The 16,770-nt window shown below is 72.0% G+C and carries 14 protein-coding genes; 8 read left to right on the forward strand and 6 right to left on the reverse strand.

From position 1 onward, the window contains the following. Window positions 1–3: 3 nt before the first annotated feature. A complete protein-coding gene (locus ACFYY2_RS09000) occupies window positions 4–2,079 on the reverse strand; it encodes a DUF4139 domain-containing protein (protein ID WP_388739115.1) in 2,076 nt (691 codons plus the stop codon). Window positions 2,080–2,230: 151 nt separating this feature from the next. Between ACFYY2_RS09000 and ACFYY2_RS09005 the strand changes: the two genes are divergently transcribed. Then, window positions 2,231–2,848 (forward strand): TOPRIM nucleotidyl transferase/hydrolase domain-containing protein, encoded by a 618-nt coding sequence (locus ACFYY2_RS09005; protein WP_388739117.1) that lies wholly within the window; start codon window positions 2,231–2,233, stop codon window positions 2,846–2,848. A gap of 116 nt (window positions 2,849–2,964) precedes the next feature. Here the strand turns inward: ACFYY2_RS09005 and ACFYY2_RS09010 are convergent, their stop codons facing one another. Then, the gene (locus ACFYY2_RS09010) at window positions 2,965–3,324 is read right to left on the reverse strand and encodes a UBP-type zinc finger domain-containing protein (RefSeq protein WP_388739120.1); all 360 of its coding nucleotides are present in this window, start codon (window positions 3,322–3,324) and stop codon (window positions 2,965–2,967) included. Between the two features lie 363 nt (window positions 3,325–3,687). Here ACFYY2_RS09010 and ACFYY2_RS09015 point away from each other — a divergent pair, with 363 nt between their 5' ends. Together ACFYY2_RS09015 and ACFYY2_RS09020 are read left to right on the forward strand one after the other, a co-directional pair. Continuing rightward, the gene (locus ACFYY2_RS09015) at window positions 3,688–4,776 is read left to right on the forward strand and encodes a polyprenyl synthetase family protein (protein WP_388739122.1); all 1,089 of its coding nucleotides are present in this window, start codon (window positions 3,688–3,690) and stop codon (window positions 4,774–4,776) included. Between the two features lie 224 nt (window positions 4,777–5,000). Then, the gene (locus tag ACFYY2_RS09020) at window positions 5,001–5,801 is read left to right on the forward strand and encodes a class I SAM-dependent methyltransferase (protein ID WP_388739125.1); all 801 of its coding nucleotides are present in this window, start codon (window positions 5,001–5,003) and stop codon (window positions 5,799–5,801) included. 148 nt (window positions 5,802–5,949) lie between these two features. On the opposite strand, the gene ACFYY2_RS09025 is transcribed toward ACFYY2_RS09020, so the two are convergent. Further along, window positions 5,950–8,217 carry an FUSC family protein gene (locus ACFYY2_RS09025; protein ID WP_388739128.1) on the reverse strand — a complete coding sequence of 756 codons (2,268 nt, stop codon included), beginning with the start codon at window positions 8,215–8,217 and terminating at the stop codon, window positions 5,950–5,952. Between the two features lie 304 nt (window positions 8,218–8,521). Here ACFYY2_RS09025 and ACFYY2_RS09030 point away from each other — a divergent pair, with 304 nt between their 5' ends. Further along, complete coding sequence (locus ACFYY2_RS09030; RefSeq protein WP_388739131.1) at window positions 8,522–9,073, forward strand: DoxX family protein; 552 nt, start codon at window positions 8,522–8,524, stop codon at window positions 9,071–9,073. Window positions 9,074–9,241: 168 nt separating this feature from the next. On the opposite strand, the gene ACFYY2_RS09035 is transcribed toward ACFYY2_RS09030, so the two are convergent. After that, window positions 9,242–9,880 (reverse strand): LysE family translocator, encoded by a 639-nt coding sequence (locus tag ACFYY2_RS09035; RefSeq protein ID WP_388739133.1) that lies wholly within the window; start codon window positions 9,878–9,880, stop codon window positions 9,242–9,244. A gap of 61 nt (window positions 9,881–9,941) precedes the next feature. Further along, on the reverse strand, window positions 9,942–10,808 hold the full coding sequence (locus tag ACFYY2_RS09040) for an oxaloacetate decarboxylase (protein ID WP_388739135.1): 867 nt from the start codon (window positions 10,806–10,808) through the stop codon (window positions 9,942–9,944). Between the two features lie 860 nt (window positions 10,809–11,668). On the opposite strand from ACFYY2_RS09040, the gene ACFYY2_RS09045 reads away from it, so the two are divergent. From ACFYY2_RS09045 to ACFYY2_RS09060, 4 genes are all read left to right on the forward strand, one after another. After that, window positions 11,669–13,132 carry an arabinose isomerase gene (locus ACFYY2_RS09045; protein WP_388739138.1) on the forward strand — a complete coding sequence of 488 codons (1,464 nt, stop codon included), beginning with the start codon at window positions 11,669–11,671 and terminating at the stop codon, window positions 13,130–13,132. A 345-nt stretch (window positions 13,133–13,477) separates the two neighbouring features. Continuing rightward, window positions 13,478–14,803 carry a geranylgeranyl reductase family protein gene (locus tag ACFYY2_RS09050; protein ID WP_388739140.1) on the forward strand — a complete coding sequence of 442 codons (1,326 nt, stop codon included), beginning with the start codon at window positions 13,478–13,480 and terminating at the stop codon, window positions 14,801–14,803. A 265-nt stretch (window positions 14,804–15,068) separates the two neighbouring features. Then, a complete protein-coding gene (locus ACFYY2_RS09055) occupies window positions 15,069–15,230 on the forward strand; it encodes a hypothetical protein (RefSeq protein WP_388739143.1) in 162 nt (53 codons plus the stop codon). Between the two features lie 245 nt (window positions 15,231–15,475). Beyond that, window positions 15,476–15,901, forward strand: coding sequence for a DUF6003 family protein (locus tag ACFYY2_RS09060; RefSeq protein WP_388739146.1), 426 nt, complete (start codon window positions 15,476–15,478; stop codon window positions 15,899–15,901). 75 nt (window positions 15,902–15,976) lie between these two features. Here the strand turns inward: ACFYY2_RS09060 and ACFYY2_RS09065 are convergent, their stop codons facing one another. Then, window positions 15,977–16,393 carry an ATP-binding protein gene (locus ACFYY2_RS09065; protein WP_388739148.1) on the reverse strand — a complete coding sequence of 139 codons (417 nt, stop codon included), beginning with the start codon at window positions 16,391–16,393 and terminating at the stop codon, window positions 15,977–15,979. Window positions 16,394–16,770: the final 377 nt, after the last annotated feature.

A 16,770-nucleotide genomic window follows, 5' to 3' on the forward strand; every position in this document is an offset into this window, starting at 1 on the left:
TGGTCAGCTCCTGCGGTTGCCGCCGACGATGGCCTTGACGGCCGGGATTCTGATCTCGTAGCCGCCGTCGAGTGCCGCCGTTCCGCCGGCGGGCAGGTCGACCCGTCGGATGCGCGTGCCCGGAGCATGATGATCCGGCCCGTGCCCGTCCTCGGGTGCGGTCCAGCCGGCCCGCTCCTCGATACGGACGTCCGCCTCGGAGGTGACGGGTATCCGCTCGCGGACCTCGAGGACGACCGGCCGGGTGAGCCTGTTCGCCACCTCCAGATGGACCCGGTGGTCGAGCACGGTGACGTTGTTGCGCAGACCCGAGACCGACTCGCGCACGGTCGTACGCCGGGTCACCTCGATGCCTTCGGCGCGTCCGAGCCCGACTCTGCGGACACCGCCGGGTGCGAGCGTGGGCAGTGCGGTGGTCATCAGGAACTCGTCGTCGACGGTGACCTCCACCGGCCCGGCCAGCAGCGCCTGGCCGGTGGAGTTGGACACGACGAGCGTGGCGTACACCGACTGCTCGACCGACGGGACGCTGAGGTACTCGGTCTCCAGGCCGATCGGTATCTCACCGATGGTGACGGTGTGCCAGGTGCCGTCCGACGGGATGTCGGCGCGCGACGCGGTGTCGAAACGGTGGTCGAAGGAGCCTGCCGACTCCCGGGGCCGCACCGCGTGCCCCGGCAGCGGCAGCCCCGCCACCGATTCGGCACGACGGCGGTGCTCCGCCGCGACCGGGTCGAAGGGTGAACCGGTGAACAGGCGGCCCCTTCGCGCCCCAGGCTCCTCAGGGCCGGACAGGACGAGGGCGGCGTAGTCCAGCTCGGCGCCACGCGGCTCCGGCGGGCCGGACACGGGTGCCGGAAGGGTGGACGGCATGGTCCCGCCCGGGACCGGAGGCGCCACGGGGGCCGCGGACGACCTGCCGGCCGAACGGGCCCGGCCGGAGGGCCTGGGGGCCGGAGCTCCGCCCCCGAAAAGTTCCGGAGCCACGCCTGCCGGGCCGCCCGGAACCGGGGGCGCGACAGCCGGGGGAGCCGCGGGGGGAGCACCGTACGCCTGCGGGGCCGGCGGTGGTGGCGGTGGCGGAGCCACCTCGGCGGAGACGGGCACGGGCGCCGTCACCGGGCGGGGGCCGGCCACGTCGTATCCGGCGAACAACTCGCCGAGTCCGAGCGGTGGTTCACGCCAGCCGGAAGGTGCGGGGGAGGGCTGGCGACGGCCGACGCGGATCGAGCGCAGCTTCGGCAGTGCCGTGTCCCGGCGCAGATCGGCGGTGGCCAGGCCCACGGACACTCCGGTCCAGTCCTCGCCGGTGCGCTGGGCTATCGAGGCGCGCAAGGTCAGCCGGCCGGTGGGCTCGCCCTGCCGGTGGGCGAGCCGGTAGGCGGGCACCCAGACGGCGCCCGGCACCGCGTACTCCAATTCGAGTTCCACATCCGTCTGAGCGTCGTGGGTGTCCGTGACATCGAGCGTCACGACAGCCGACACGGTCGTGCGGATGTGCGCCGATGGGGCGTCGGCGGCCCCGGCCCCGGAGTCCGTTGAGGCGCGGGCCAGTCTGTCGAGGGCGACATCGAGCGCGTGCGCGGCACGCCGCTCCGACTCCTCCAGCTCCCCGAGGGTGTCGTGCAGCCCGCTCAGGCGGTCGTCCACGAAGGAGCCGAGCTCCAGCCAGGCGTCCACCGGGGTGCGCCGGTGCGGCTCGTCACGCCTGCGGGGAGGCGGAACCGGGCGCAGCGAGCCGATCTCCTGGATGAGGCCGAGCGTGCGCTCCCGTCGCCCCCGGACCGCCGCGCACACGTCGGTCAGGCGCTCGACCTCTGCCCGCAACTCGTCCTGCACGGAGGCGTCGAGCGTCTCGGCCTCGATCTCGACCCGCGCCCCGCTCACCCGGACCCCGTCAGGGCCGAGGACCCGGGCCCTGAGGGAGTCCCGGTCCATGGAGCGGGGCAGCCCCACCACGCGCACGCTCCCGAACGGCCCTACGCCGCCCCGGGCGAGGCGCCGGCACAGGGCGCCCTGCTCGTACACCACCACGGAGTCGAGGGTCGAACCCCACCTCTGCGCCGTCTCGGTCGTCATATGATCCGCCCCCGTCCGCACGGAGCGAAGCCTACGCCCCCGCGTCGGGGACGGGCGTGGCACGCAGGACGCCTGGATGGACGCCCTGACAGGACGGCGCGCCCGCCGAAATCGCCTGGCATGCCCGCCGCAGAGGGCGGAGACTCGACCCGTGAGCGACATGGTGACGTTCCGCGACGCGGTAACCGACTGGGCGGCCGGGGGCGACGGCGCGGCCGCGCGCGAGCTGGCGGCGAGCGTCTCCGTCCGGGCGGTCGTCCTGCTCGAAGGGCCCAGTGACGCCGCCGCGGTCGACGCACTGACCGGGAGCCGCGGACGTGACCTCGCCGCCGAGGGTGTCTGCGTGCTGCCCATGGGCGGTGCGATGAGCGTGGCGCGGTTCGCCCACCTCCTCGGCCCGCCCTGCCTGGGACTTCGGCTCACGGGACTCTGCGACGAGGCGGAGCGCGGTTTCTACACCCGTGGCCTGGAACGCGCGGGCGCCTCGTCGCAGGGGTTCTTCGTCTGCGCGGCAGATCTGGAGGAGGAGCTGATCCGCGCCCTCGGCGTCGCGCGAGTGACTGAACTCGTTGAGGAACAGGGAGACTTGCGTGCCCTCCAGACCTTCCTGCGGCAGCCGGCACAGCAGGGCCGGACCGCACAGCAGCAGCTACGGCGATTCCTCGGCACGAAGAAGGGGCGCAAGATCCAGTACGGTCGCGTCCTGGTCGAGGCCCTGGACCCCGAGCGGGTACCCGCGCCACTGGACGACGTGCTCGCCGCTCTGTGAACACGGGAGCGACCTGACCTCGTGACGGGCCCGTCGCGGCGAGCACGTGCGGTGCGTTCGCACAGGACGAACGGGTCCGCGTCGACCGCCCCACCGGCGCGGCACGCACCGCCCGGTCAGTTCAGCCGCTGCTGCCACTCCGACGGAACGGACCCCGCAGGACCCGGAACCGGCTGCTCGGTCGGGTGCGAGGTGGGCGAGGCGAGGGACGGCCCGTCGAAGACCTGCTGGGTCTCGAAGTTGTAGTACCAGTTCTCTCCCGGCTCGAAGCTGGTGACCACGGCATGGCCGGTCTCCTGGAAGTGCTTTGTTCCGTGCTGGGAGGGGGAGGTGTCGCAGCAGCCGATGTGCCCGCACTCCGCACAGCGCCGCAGATGGAACCACCATCCGGGCCCATCCCCGTGCAGACAGTCGGCGCAGCCCTCACCGCTCGGGGCCGCCTGTGGATTGATGCCCGGAATGTGTTCGTCAGACACCTGCACTCCTCGTACGGTGGGCGCCGAGACGGCCCACGCCGACCGGCGGAGGGCGGTTGCCCCTCCTCCAGGCTGCGCCTGCGGGCATGTGGCCGCGAGTCGAGTCCACGCGACGGAAAGCCACCCCATGGGGACGCGGAGTGACGCAACGTGGACGAGGCGTTGCGACGCAGCCGGGGTGAGGCAACGGGAGTGACGTGCGGCGCGCGCGGATCCGGGACGGGCGCTTCGGCAGTTCGCCACACGCCCCCGCTGACCACCGCCCGGCCTGTGTCCGTCCGGCCTGTGTCGTCCGGCCCCGTGTCCGCGCGGCCCCGGACGTCTGACAGCGTGATACCCCGAACCTCGGGAACTGGAGAACCGATGACCGACACCGCCGCTCTGCCCGCGCAGATCAGGGATCGCCTGGCCGGGTACGGACGCCGCTTCCCGGTGCTCTTCGAGGAGTACTTCCAGCACGTGAGCCGCACGCTCGAGGCGCCGTCGTTCAGCCGCTTCACGCCCGAGTGCCTGGGACTCCTCAGGGACCTGTCGCTGCGCGGCGGCAAACGGATGCGGGTCGCACTGCTCTTCGAGGCGGCACGCCTGGTCACGGACGAGCCCCTCGAAGGCCTCGACGAGGCAGCCCTGAGCATCGAGCTGTTACAGACGCACGCCCTCGTGCACGACGACATCATCGACGACAGCCCCACGCGCCGGGGCGGCCCCTCCACCTACTACGCCTACCGGGACAGGTTCCCCGGTCACCCGCAGGCCGCCCTGGGGCTCGCCCTGCTCGCGGGTGATCTCGCACTGACGTCGGCGCTCCAGGTGCTGCTGGACTCCACAGCACCACTCGCTGTGCGACAGGCGATGGTCGAGGTGCAGACGAGGGCGGCCTCCGCCACGTTCGTGGGCCAGATCATCGACATGGAGCGTGACTTCACCGACAACCCGGGCAAGGACGTCCTGCACCAGGTCGCGGACTTCAAGACCGCGCGCTATTCGGCCCTCGCGCCCATGCAACTGGGTCTGATCGCCGCAGGGGTCGAGCCCGCTTCCTTCGACAAGGAGCTCCGTCGCTACACCATGCTCGCGGGCATCTGCGGTCAGATGCGTGACGACTACCTGGACCTGTTCGGCGACGCGGGGACCATGGGCAAACCGACGGGCACGGACATCCGCGACGGGCGCCGCAACTACACCGTGCGCGCCATTCTCGACGTGGCCGGCGGGGCGGAGAGGGCGGTGCTGGAATCCTGCCTCGGTGACCCCTCGTGCGGCGAGGACGCCATCGAGTCGGTCCGCGCCATCGCCCGGCGCCACGGCGTCGAGGAGACCATGCGGACCGACATGCGGCACTGCGCGGAGCGTGCCGCGGCAGAGGCGGCCGGCTGGCGTTCCCATTGGCGCGAGGAGGCGGTCGCGTTCTTCGAGTACCTGCCGATGTGGAGCGTGGAGCGCGTGCGCTGACCGGTGTGGAGGTCATACGGCAGTGCCCCGGCCTCGGTGCCCGGGTCCCCGCGGCCGAACGGGGCACGGGCCCGGGACCCGGGAGCCGGGAGCCGGGAGCCGGACGAGCATGCGGTGCCCGGCGCGCCCGGGTCTCGGCCCGGGCGCTTCGTGGCCGCGCATCGGCCGTGGCCACGGGCCTGCGGGGGCCGAGCGGAGTCGGCACCGTCTGCCAGAATCGGCGTATGGAAGAGAGCGGCGTCGGCCAGGGCTATCTGCTGGACAACGGACAGTCGGAGGCGGGAGTCCGCTTCGGGGCCCTTGCCGAGCTGTTCGATCCGGTCACGTTCCGGCATGTCGACCGGCTCGGCATCGGTCCGGGTGCGCGCTGCTGGGAGGTCGGCGCCGGAGGCCCCTCCGTCCCGCTGGAGCTGGCACGGAGAGTGGGCCCCGGTGGTTCGGTGACCGCCACCGACATCGACGTGTCGTGGATCCGCCACATCGCCGGCGGCACGATCGAGGTCCTGTCCCACGACGTGGCGGCAGACCCGCCCCCCGGCCGGTTCGACCTGATCCACGCCCGGCTGGTACTGGTGCACGTAGCCGACCGCGCCGAGGCGGTGCGCAGGATGGCCGGTGCGCTGAGGCCCGGCGGCTTCCTCTTCCTGGAGGACGCGGACCCCTCCCTGCAGCCGCTGCTGTGCCCCGACGAGTCGGGGCCCGAGCAGCGGCTCGCGAATCGGCTGCGGTCCGGCTTCCGCACCCTGATGGCTGCGCGCGGCGCGGACCTCGCGTACGGGCGGACCCTGCCCCGGGTGCTGCGTGAGGCCGGCCTGGAGGATGTGCGGGCCGACGCGTACTTCCCGATCACCTCGCCGGCGTGTGCGCTGCTGGAGGACGCGACGGTACGTCAGATCCGTGACCGCCTGGTGGAGGAGGGGATCGCCACCGACGAGGAGGTCGAACGTCACCTGGCGAACGTAGCCACCGGACAGCTCGACCTGGCCACGGCCCCGATGATCTCGGCGTGGGGCCGCCGCCCGTAACCGCGGCCCGCGCTCCGCGCATACGGCAGACCGGGCCTTGCAGGCTCGCCGCGTACTCCGCCGGTCGGCGCCCGCGGGCCGGTGCACGACTCCCGTACCTCCCGCACCTCCCGCGGGTCCGGCGTCCTGCAGGGGCGGGGAACCGCCGTCAGCCGATCGCCGCCTTCGCGACGGGCTGCTGATCGGCAACGGGCACGTTCAGAGGGCGGGCGAGACCCACGACGCCCTCGTCGAGCCGCTGCAGGTGCCGCAGGACGCGGGACGTCACCGTGCCCGCCGCGGGGGTGCCGGAGCCGTCGTCGCGCAGCGTCGAGGCGATGCTGGCGCCGGACCGGACCTCGCCCCGTGCCGTCTCGTCCTCGACGTGCGCGGCCAGTACCGCGATGTTGTGGGCGATGCGCCGTCCCGCCCGGTGCAGGCGGGGATCGGCCGCGATCGTCCTGCTGTGCGGCAGCAGCTCCGCGGTCGCGGCCAGTGAGCGGGCCTGATAGGCGCACGTCTCCAGCAGCGCCACCAGGTAGCGGACCGTCTGCCGCCTGCCGCGCAGGGGGGTGATCGGATAGGTCAAAGGGGTCGTCGACGCCCTGAGTTCGTCGAGGGCGGTGTCCAGGTCACGGGCCTTGCCGAGGAGATCGGCCGCGGGCCCGCCGCTCAGCTGCTCCACCGCGGCGGAAGCGACGTCGCCCAGACGGTCGAGGACCGTGCCCAGCAACTCGTCGGTACGGCGGTCGGTGTGCACCGGCAGCACCAGCACGGCGGCGACCACACCGCAGGCCGCGCCGATCGCGGTCTCCTCGATGCGCAGGACGAGCACGCCGAAGCTGTACGAGTTCAGCAGGGTGTACAGCAGCCCCAGCATCGCGGTGACGAAGAACGACATCACCGCGTACGACAGCGGGGCGGTGAAGAACATCGCGAAGATGAAGACCAGCACCAGCGCGAACGCGAGCCAGGTGTTGCCGCCGACCACCCCCGCCAGCGCGACACCCGCCACGGCGCCCAGCACCGTGCCGATGAGCCGCCGGTACCCCTTGACCAGGATCTCCCCGGTGGAAGCCGTGTTGAGGAAGACCACCCAGCAGGTGAGGACGGCCCAGTACCAGCGCTGGCTGGAGAGCAGCTCGCCCCCGATGATCGCCAGGACCGACCCCACCGACACCTGGAACGCGGCCCTGGTCGTGGGACGCCGCAACCCGGTGCGGTCGTCCTCCCCGGCCTCCTCCGACGATGCGAGGGCGATGTCCTCGGCGTCGAACTCCTCGCGGGAGCGCGTGGTCGCAGGGGAGTCGTCCGACTCGTCCTGGGGCCCGTCCAGAGCGAGCCGCAGGCCCAGGACGGAACGTGCTGCCTCACCGATGCCGCGGAAGGCGTCCTGGAGGGCCGGGGACGCGGCCGGCAGCCTCTCCTCCTCGCGGTAACCCAGCAGCCTGTTGCGTATGTGGGCCACCGCTGTGCCCTCGTCGCCCGACGCCGGCCGGACCACGAGGAGATGCAGTGCCGCGAGGTCCCGGCGCAGGGCGATGGTCGCGTCGTCCTCGGCCGGCCGCCAGTCGCCGGTGAGCGGCACGGGGGCGTTCGGCAGATGGAGGGTGAGCGTGTCCGCACGCTCCGCACTACGGGCGTTCAGCAGCAGCATGCCCAGCCGCTCCGTCGCGATCTCGGCCTCCGCGACCCGGCGTTGCAGCAGCGCCGCCTTGTCCGCGTCCTTCGTGCCCTCCTCCAGACGGCTCTGAATCATCAGCGCCGCCTCGTGCAGCCGGGCGGTGCGCCGGCGCATGTCGTCGAGCACCTTCTCCAGCTGACCGGGCTCGGCATCGAGCATCTGGATCTGCATGGACACGAGCTGGGCGAGCCGCGTGCGGAAGGCGTCCCGCAGGCGCGTCAGCACGCGGCGGGGCGTCTCGGGCACGACGGCGAACCTGACCACCGCGCTGCAGGCGAACCCGAGTGCCAAGGCCCCGTAGAGCGTCGGCAGGGTCGTTGCCGCTGCCCCGACGAACAGGGAGAGGAAGTAGATCTGGAAGCCCACGAGACCCAGCGCGGTGCCCCGCTCGCCGAATCTCCGGCAGTAGACGGCGCCGAAGATGAGGGCGACGAAGAACAGGTCGCCCAGGACGACCTGCGAGGTCAGGAACGCGCCCAGCGACGTCGCCACCAGGGCGACCGGCAGCCCCAGGGCGAGCGTGACCGCCTGGTCGCGTACGAGCGTGTCCTTGACCGCGAAGGTGGCGGTCATCGCCGTCATCGCGCCGGCCACCATGTGCGTGACGTCGCTCCCGGACATGACGAGGACGACCAGGGTGAGCGCGATCGCCGAGACGGTTCTGAGCCCCGCCGTCAGCCGCAGGAGTCCGGGATCCGACGCCGCGAACCGATCCCACGTGATGGCCCCGCCCCGCCGCCGCACTGCCCTCACCCTGCCGTTTCTTCCGGTACCGCCAAGATCCTCGTATCCGTCTCAGCATTGCACGGCGCACCGCGCCCGGGGGAGGGCAGGTCCTCGGGGGACGGTTGCGTGATCACCGGTGCTGTCCGGGCGGGTGTCCGGAGCCGGTGCCCGCCCGACCGTGCGAGAGACGGTGCGCGCCCGACCGCGCGAGACACGGCGCGCGAACGGAATGCCGGGGCGTCAGGGGCGCGCCCCCGCACGGCTGCCGCTTCACAGAGCATCGTCCGAGCTCCGGGTGAGTGTCCCGCGGGAACCCGGGCATGCGCGGGGCATGGCAATCCTCAGGACAGTCGCCCGCCCCCTTCTCGCCTCCGTCTTCGTCTCCGGCGGACTCCGTACGCTGCGCGACCCGCACTCCGTGGCGCCGGCCGCCGAGCCGGTGGCGCAGCTCGCCGCGGCACGTGTGCCGCGACTGCCGAGCGAGACGGTGCGGCTGGTGCGGATCAACAGCGCCGTGCAGATCGGAGCCGGCGCCCTCCTGGCCACCGGACGCTTCCCGCGCGCGTCCGCCCTCGCACTGGCGGCCTCCCTCGTGCCCACGACTCTCGCCGGGCACGCCTGGTGGAAGGCCGAGGACGCCGACGAACGCGCCCGTCAACGTGTCCAGTTCACCAAGAACATCTCCCTCCTCGGCGGACTGCTGATCGCGGTGGCGGACACCCATGGGAAGCCCTCACTTGCCTACCGGTCCCGCGCCGCGGCCGCTGCCGGCAGCCGCAGCGCCAGGAGGGCCGGTCACACCGTGAACGCAGTCGTGGCCGACAGGGCGCAGGAGGTGAGGTCGACCGCGCACTCCGTGCGGGACCGTCTTCCGCTCGGCTGACGCCGGGACCGTAGCGACTGCGGCGGCGACCGCGCGGGGAACCGCCCGGGCAGTCCACAAGGCTTCCGACGGTGGTGCGCCGGGTTCGGTACGGCGCCGGCGCTCGTGTTCCGCGGTTCGACGCAGGCAGCGTGGACCAGGATCCACTGCCGCGCGTTCGTATGCGCCTCAGTCCTTGCGCCCCGTCACGGCGACGGTCACGCCGAGCCCGATCATCGTGAGGCCGCCGACGCCGCCCACGCGGGCGAGCCGCTGCGGGGAGTGCGTGAACCAGTCCCTGGTGCTGGACGCGATCAGCCCCCACACGCTGTCGCAGGTCAGTGCGAGGGCGTTGAAGACCAGGCCGAGCACCAGCATCTGAACGGTGACGTGCCCCAGGCGGGGCTCGACGAACTGAGGGAGCACGGCGGCGAAGAAGACGATGGTCTTGGGATTGGCCACACCGACCGCGAAGCCCTCCAGCAGGGTGCGCAGGCTTCCGCCGCCCGGACCCCCGTCGCCGAACGAGGCGTGCAGGGAGCCCCGTTGACGCATCGCCTTCACGCCCAGGTACACGAGGTACGCGGCGCCACAGAGTTTGAGCGCGGTGAAGACGACGACCGAGCGCTCGACGACGGCCCCGACACCGAGGGCCACGGCCACGACGAGTACGTACGACCCGAGGGTGTTGCCCACGACCGTGGTCAGAGCGGCTCGGCGTCCCTGCGCCAGTGCGCGCCCGATGACGAACAGCACACTGGGGCCGGGGATCACGATCAGGAGGAGCGATACGGCCGCGAAGGCCAGCAACCGGTCGACAGACACCATGAGGCGCATCCAACACGGCGGGGGCGTGAACGCGCAGCCCTTTTTCCGGAGGCCGCCCTCCTCAACGGCCGTCGATCCGGGGCCGGGGCGGGTGATGCCTGCTGATGTTCCCCTCCAGCAGTTCGGTGGCGGCACGCACGCCCACCGAAGTGCCGGGAACGAACTCCGGGAGCCGTCCGTCGGCTTCCTTCAGTTCGCTGAGCGCGGTGTCGATCGCGGAGTGCGCGGCGAACAGGCAAGGGGTGCTGTAGATGGCCACCTGGCACTCGAGCTCGGTGAGTTCGGTGAGGGACAGCCTGGGCGACCTGCCGCCGGCGATCTGGTTGAAGAGCAGCGGCTTGTCGTCGATGACCTTCCGGATCCGGCGGATCCACTCCACGTCGCGTACGCCATCGACCAGCACCACGTCGGCGTCCGTCTCGGCGAGCGCCTGGGCGCGGCGCAGGATGTCCTCGCCCTCGGTCGCGTCCGTCCGCGCCACGACGACGAGGTCACGGCGGCTCTCCAGGACGAGGTTCAGCTTTTCCAGGTACTCCTCCAGGGGCAGCACCGTCTTGCCGTCCGCGTGACCGCACCGGCGAGGGCGCTTCTGGTCCTCCAGGACGACCCCCGACGCCCCGGTCCGCTCCAGCCCCTGCACCACGTGACAGGCCACCTCCGGGTCGACGTAGCCGTCGTCGATGTCGACCAGCAGGTGGTGGGAGGGGAAGGCCAGGCGGAGTCTCCCGACGAAACCGATCATGTCCGGCCAGGCGATGAAGCCGATGTCGGGCAGTCCGTAGTGGGACGCGGCGAATCCGAACCCGGACACGAAGAAGCCGTCGTAGTGCCGGGCCGCGACCGATGCCGAGTACATGTCGTAGACGCCCACGAGCGGGGTGGTCCCGGGGGCGTGGATCTCGTCGCGCAGGGCGCTTCCGTAGGACATGACTCTCCTTGGCCGCGCCCGGCGGGACGGGGCGGGTTGGTGCTCGGGGCGGAACAGGACCGGGTCGACTGTGCGGTGGGGTACGGAGACTGCCGAGGGGCCGTGGTGGTCCGGCCTTCGAGGGCGCTGCACGCTCACGAGCCCACGTACCCGGGCCCTCATGATCGCTTTGCGAGTGCTTACCTACGTATACCGCTGTCGCGCGTGCTTAGGTGGCCGACACGCTGCTCGACGCCCCCGGTGGTGCGAGGGTCGTCGGCCTTCGCCCGCCCCCGCTCCGCACAGAGGGCGCGAACGTCCCAACTGGCCTGCTTCTCCGTGGCTCTGGATGGACTCGGCACGTCGCGTGTTCTTTCCGGGAGTCCGTCGGCCGGGCGCGGGCGCGTGGGAGCCGACGCCCCTCGCCGGCTCCTGAGCCTCGCTTGCCGGGGCGCGCCGCGCCCTGGCATCCGCCGATGTCCTCATGGCGGCTGCAAAGGGATGCGCAAAGGCGCCTGGGGCGCCTGCCGGGCGGCTCCTGGACGGGTGCCGGCACGGTGGCGGGCGTCGGTGCGACCCGCCGGTCCCCAGAGGGTGCTCGTGAGGCTTCCGCGCAGCGTGACGGCCCTGGCGGCGGCCGGATTCCTGTCGCTCAGCGTGACACCGGGCGCGCGAGTCCGAGGGGGTCGGCCGGGCCGGACGACCCCCGGCGCCGTGACCGTTCGCAGCGGCGAGAAGCGCCGTCGGTCAGGGGCCGTCGCCGGGCGCGTGCGCCGGGGGCACCCCGTCCGACGGGTGCATTGATTCGTTTCAAACCCTTGCTCAAGTGCTGCTTCCGCGTTTACCTTCCCACCGAGAGAACCCCTCGAAGGGAAGCACCCATGGTTGCCGCATCCGCCGTTCCGTCCAGCGCCGCACTGGAGCGCATCACCCGTCGCACGACGCGCGTGGGTCTCGTCTCCGGTGGCCTCGGTGCTTACTGGCCGCAGTTTCCGGGCCTGTTGGAGCAGCTGCAGGAATCCGCCGCCTTTGTCACCCGACGTCTGGAATCCATGGGGTGCGAGGTCACGGACGCGGGATTCGTCTCCGACCCGGTGGAGGCCGCCGGTGCCGCAGAGGTGCTCCGACGTGCGGACTGCGACATCATCGTCACCTTCCTCACGACCTACCTGACCTCGTCGATGGTCCTGCCGATCGCCCAGCGCAGCGGAGCGCCGGTGCTGGTCATCGATCTGCAGCCCACCGAGGCGATGGACCACTCGACGTTCGACACCGGCAAGTGGCTCGCCTACTGCGGCCAGTGCCCGCTGCCGGAGGTGGCCAACGTCTTCCGCCGCAGCGGCATCCCCTTCCGCTCGGTCTCCGGTCACCTCCACGACGAGAACGCCTGGACCCGCATCGGCCGCTGGATCAGGGCCGCCGGTGTACGCGCCGCGCTGCGCCACGGCCGCCACGGGCTGATGGGCCACCTGTACCCGGGAATGCTCGACGTGTCCACCGACATGACCCTGGTCTCCGCGCAGTTGGGCGGCCACATGGAAGTCATCGAGTTCGACGACCTGCGCGTCCGCGTGGCGGCGGTCACGGATCAGCAGACCGCCGAGCGCGTCGAGCTGGCTCGCGAGGTCTTCCACCTGGACGACTCCGTCGACGCCGAGGACTTCGACTGGGCGGCCCGTGTCTCGGTGGGGCTGGACCGGCTGGTCGAGGACTTCACCCTGAACAGTCTCGCGTACTACCACCGGGGCCTGGACGGCGAGCTGCACGAACGGCTGGGTGCCGGCATGATCCTCGGTGCCTCCCTGCTCACCGCGCGCGGACTGCCGGTAGCGGGAGAGTACGAACTGCGCACCAGTCTCGCGATGCTGGTGGCGGACACGATCGGCGCCGGGGGATCCTTCACCGAGCTCCAGGCCCTCAACTTCCGTGACGGCGTCGTCGAGATGGGGCACGACGGGCCGGCGCACCTCGCCATCAGCTCCACGGACCCGCTGCTCCGCGGGCTGGGTGTCTACCACGGCAAGCGCGGCTGGGGCGTGAGCGTTGAGTTCGACGTCACACACGGTCCGGTCACCACGTTCGGGCTGGGGCAGGAGGCCGACGGCACGTTCGTGTTCATCGCCTCCGAGGGCGAAGTGGTCCCCGGCCCGCTGCTGGCGATCGGCAACACCACCTCCCGCGTCGACTTCGGAGTCGATCCCGGCGAGTGGACCGACGCCTGGTCGGCCTCCGGGATCGGGCACCACTGGGCCCTGTGCACCGGCCATCGTGCCAAGGACCTGAGGGCCGCGGCAGACCTGCTCGGACTGCCCTTCCGTCTCGTCGACGGGACCGAGGTTCTCTGACGACGGGGCCGGCGGTCCGAGCCTCCCTGGCGGCATCCGCCGTGCTGTCACCCACTCGCCGGTCGGTGCCGGGTAGGCACCCGTTCGGCCGAAGTGCGGTTCGGGGGCGGCCGGGCGCGGGGCATGCGTACGGGGCCGGGCCCGTGTCGGCGGGCGCTCCCCGTGGATACGGGCCCGGCCTGATCCGGACGAGAGGCCCCGGCGGGACGGGTGCCGAACGGGCCGGGCGGGTATGTGATCGGTGCGCGGGCCGGGCGCGGCCCGCGCACCCAGGTCCGCGGAGCGGACCGCGGTCCCGGCGTGCGGTCGGAAATCCCGGCGCGCCTCGCTCATGAGGAGTAGCCAGTGGAGTCAGGTGCGGATACCGGTCCCGGGGACCACCAGGCACAGGTGATCGTGGTGGGTGCGGGGCCCGCCGGTTCTGCCACGGCGCTGCACCTCGCCCGGGCCGGGGTGGACGTACTACTGCTGGAGAAGGGGACGTTTCCCCGGGACAAGGTGTGCGGGGACGGCCTCACCCCCCGGGGCGTGCAGCAGCTGATTCGCATGGGGATCGACATCGAGGCTCCGGGCTGGATGCGGAACAAGGGGATGCGATGGGTGTGCGGCGGGCGCCGGGTGCACATCGACTGGCCCCGTTCCGGCAGTCACCCGGACTTCGGCCTCACCCGCACCCGGCACGACTTCGACGACATCCTCGCCCGGCAGGCCGTGGCCGCGGGAGCGCGGCTGCACCTCGACACCAAGGCCACGGGCCCGCTGACCGACCACCGTGGACGGATCGTCGGCGTGAGCACCGTCGCGGGGGGAGGCAAATGCCCCAGGGACTACCGCGCCCCCCTGGTCGTCGCAGCGGACGGGGCTTCGGCCCGTACGGCTCTGGCCATGGGTCTGGAGCGGGACCCGAGCACCCCGATGGCCACGGCAGCGCGTCGCTACTACCGGAGCGAAGCCCGTACGCACGACCCCTACCTCGAACTCTGGGCCGACCTGCTCTGCTCCCGTACCGGCCGTGACCTGCCGGGATACGGGTGGATCTTTCCGCTGGGGGACGGGCGTGTGAACGTCGGCCTGGGTGCGCTCCCGCACCGCGGCCACGGAGCGGTCGACCTCAGGGCCACCATGGACACGTGGCTGGCCCGGATGCCCGCACACTGGGAGCTGCGGGAGGACACCGCCGACTCCCCCCTGCGCAGCGCCGCACTGCCCATGGGCTTCAACCGCAGGCCGCAGTACCGGCGGGGTCTGCTCCTGGTCGGCGACAGCGGCGGCATGGTCAGCCCGTGGAGCGGCGAGGGAATCGTCCAGGCCATGGAAGCCGGTGAGGTCGCCGCGGAGACCGTGGCGCTCGCCCTGCACCGGCCCGACGGTCCGGCGCGGGAACAGGCCCTGCACCACTATCCGCGCGAAGTGAATCGCCGCTGGGGGCGCTACTACCGTCTCGGAAACGCCGCCGCCGACCTGGTGTTCGCCCGCTACGGCTACCGCCCCCTGCTCAACCGCCGTGTGATGGCCTCGCCCGCACTGGTGCGGACACTGGCACGTCTGCTCACACACGGGACGGACGCACCCGCCGACGATCTGGTCGACACCGTCGTCCACGGCCTCGTGCGGATGGTCCCCGCGCCCGGCCGCCGCCGCGTGCTGGGCCTGGACGTACGGCGTCGCTGAGGCGCAGGGGGACTGCATGGCGGCGGACCGTGCCGTCGGGGACACTGGGAACGAGATGCCCGGACGACAGATGGGGCAGAGCGGGTCCGCGGCGACCCAAGGGCGAACAGCCGAAGGACACCACGGAACCGCTCGTCGACCCCGCCCGTGCGGCCGGGCCGCCCCCGGCGGGCGGGACACGCCGGCGGCACGGGCCCGGTGGCGCGGGGAAAGTCCGGAGCAGGAGTCCCTGGGACGGTCGCGCCGATACGCCGAGGAGACGGCCATGGTGCATCACCACAAGTCCAACAAGGAAGTCGAAGGCGACCCGGACACCGGGCACAGTCGCGGGATGCCGAGGCGCCCGAACGAGCAGGAGCTCGACGAACGTCTGGCGGAGGATCGCCAGGAGATGGGTCTGCCCCGTGAGGAACGCGGCCCCGCGTAGGCGGAGTGGCACATCGGGAAGGCCTGGAATTCGGGTGGGGCGCGGCGCGCTTCGCCGCGGTTCCGTGGGCGGAATCGCGAATTGAGTGCTCGGGGCGGGGTATTTGCGCGACGGCCGCTTCCGCGGTTCGCCCGTGGCGGTGTCCGCCGCTGGCGAGCCGGTGTGGTCAGAAGCGTTTCGTGCCGCAACTGCGGGCTAATATCGGGGCGTCGTTGATGCGCTGATCGAGAAGGTGTTTGTACGCGATGGACCACGACGCGCGCTTGTTCCTGCTTCCCGACGACTACCCGCGGGTGGGCGTGGCTCTGGCGTCCGTCGGCGCCCTCGCGTGTGCGGAGACACCGGCCGTGCACGGCTGGCTGCAGGCTCACGGAGTCTCGGCCTCGTCGGAGCGGGTCAGGATTCTCCTCGCCGACGCGGAAGCGCTGGTTCCCGACGGCGCCGAAAGCCTGCCCGTACCGCTGAGCGAGGACGAGGCCCAGCGTATTCACCGTGAATCCGTTCCCCGGTCCGTCGCGGACCTGGAGGCCGAGCTCTCGGGCTTCCGGGAAATGACCGCGGGCGCGGAGGCCCTGGTGCACCGGGCGCTCACCGCCGGCATTCCCGCCCCACGCATCGCACAGCTCACGGGATTGTCGCCGCGGGAGATCAGCGGTCTGATCCAGCCGTAGCTCGGGGCCTCGGTGCGGCACCGCACCGCACCGTGCCGTGCCGTGCGCCTGAGCCCCGAGGCTTACGGGGGCGTGTCAGTACGCGAGGCGGGCGCGGATGGTCTTTCCGGTGCTCGGCCCGTAGGTGACGGTCAGCTCGCTGGCGAGGCGGCGGACCATGTGCCAGCCGAATCCGCCGCTGCCGCCGTTGAGGTCCGGTGTGCGCTCGCGTGGGGGCGAAGGGCTGGGATCGCTGACCTCTGCCGTCAGGGAGTCCGATGTGGCGGACAGTTCGAGGGTGTACCGGCCGCCTCCGTGGCGTACCGCGTTCGTCGCCAGTTCGGAGACGACCAGGACGAGCGAATCGGCTGTGGCGGGGTCCGGGGCCGGCGTGAGGCTGTCGGTGAAGGTGCGCGATGCCTCGCGCGCCTGGTGGATGCTGTCGGAGCCGTCGCCCCGCACCGTGGTCGGAGCGGAGGGTGCCGATGCGTCGTTGGTCTTCTGGCCGTTCATGCGAGTTCACCCGCCTGTTGTCCGTTGTGCCGCATTGCAGTGACAGGAAGTGTGCCCTCCGACTCGGTCCGCACACCTGCGGCATTTTCGTCCGCCCCCTCCACGCACAATGACGCGCCGGATCGTCACCCGGTAAAGGTCGGGCAGAGCAGAGGCCCGTAGGAGAATTCCCTGCATTCGCGCGGACTTTCGCATGGCCCGGGCAGCCGGGCAATCTCCCGGTGCATTTCGGCCCGGAAATTCGCGGCAGTCGCGGCAGGCTTCGTGCCTGAGATGCGTGCGGTGTTTGAGATGCCTGCGGTGCTTGAGATGCCTGCGACACTCGCGGTGTCGTCGCGCGCCGGCTCGGCCTCGCGCGGTGGGCCGCGTGGAGGCGG

It is taken from the genome of Streptomyces sp. NPDC001822 (genome assembly GCF_042892135.1).
GTDB lineage: Bacteria > Actinomycetota > Actinomycetes > Streptomycetales > Streptomycetaceae > Streptomyces.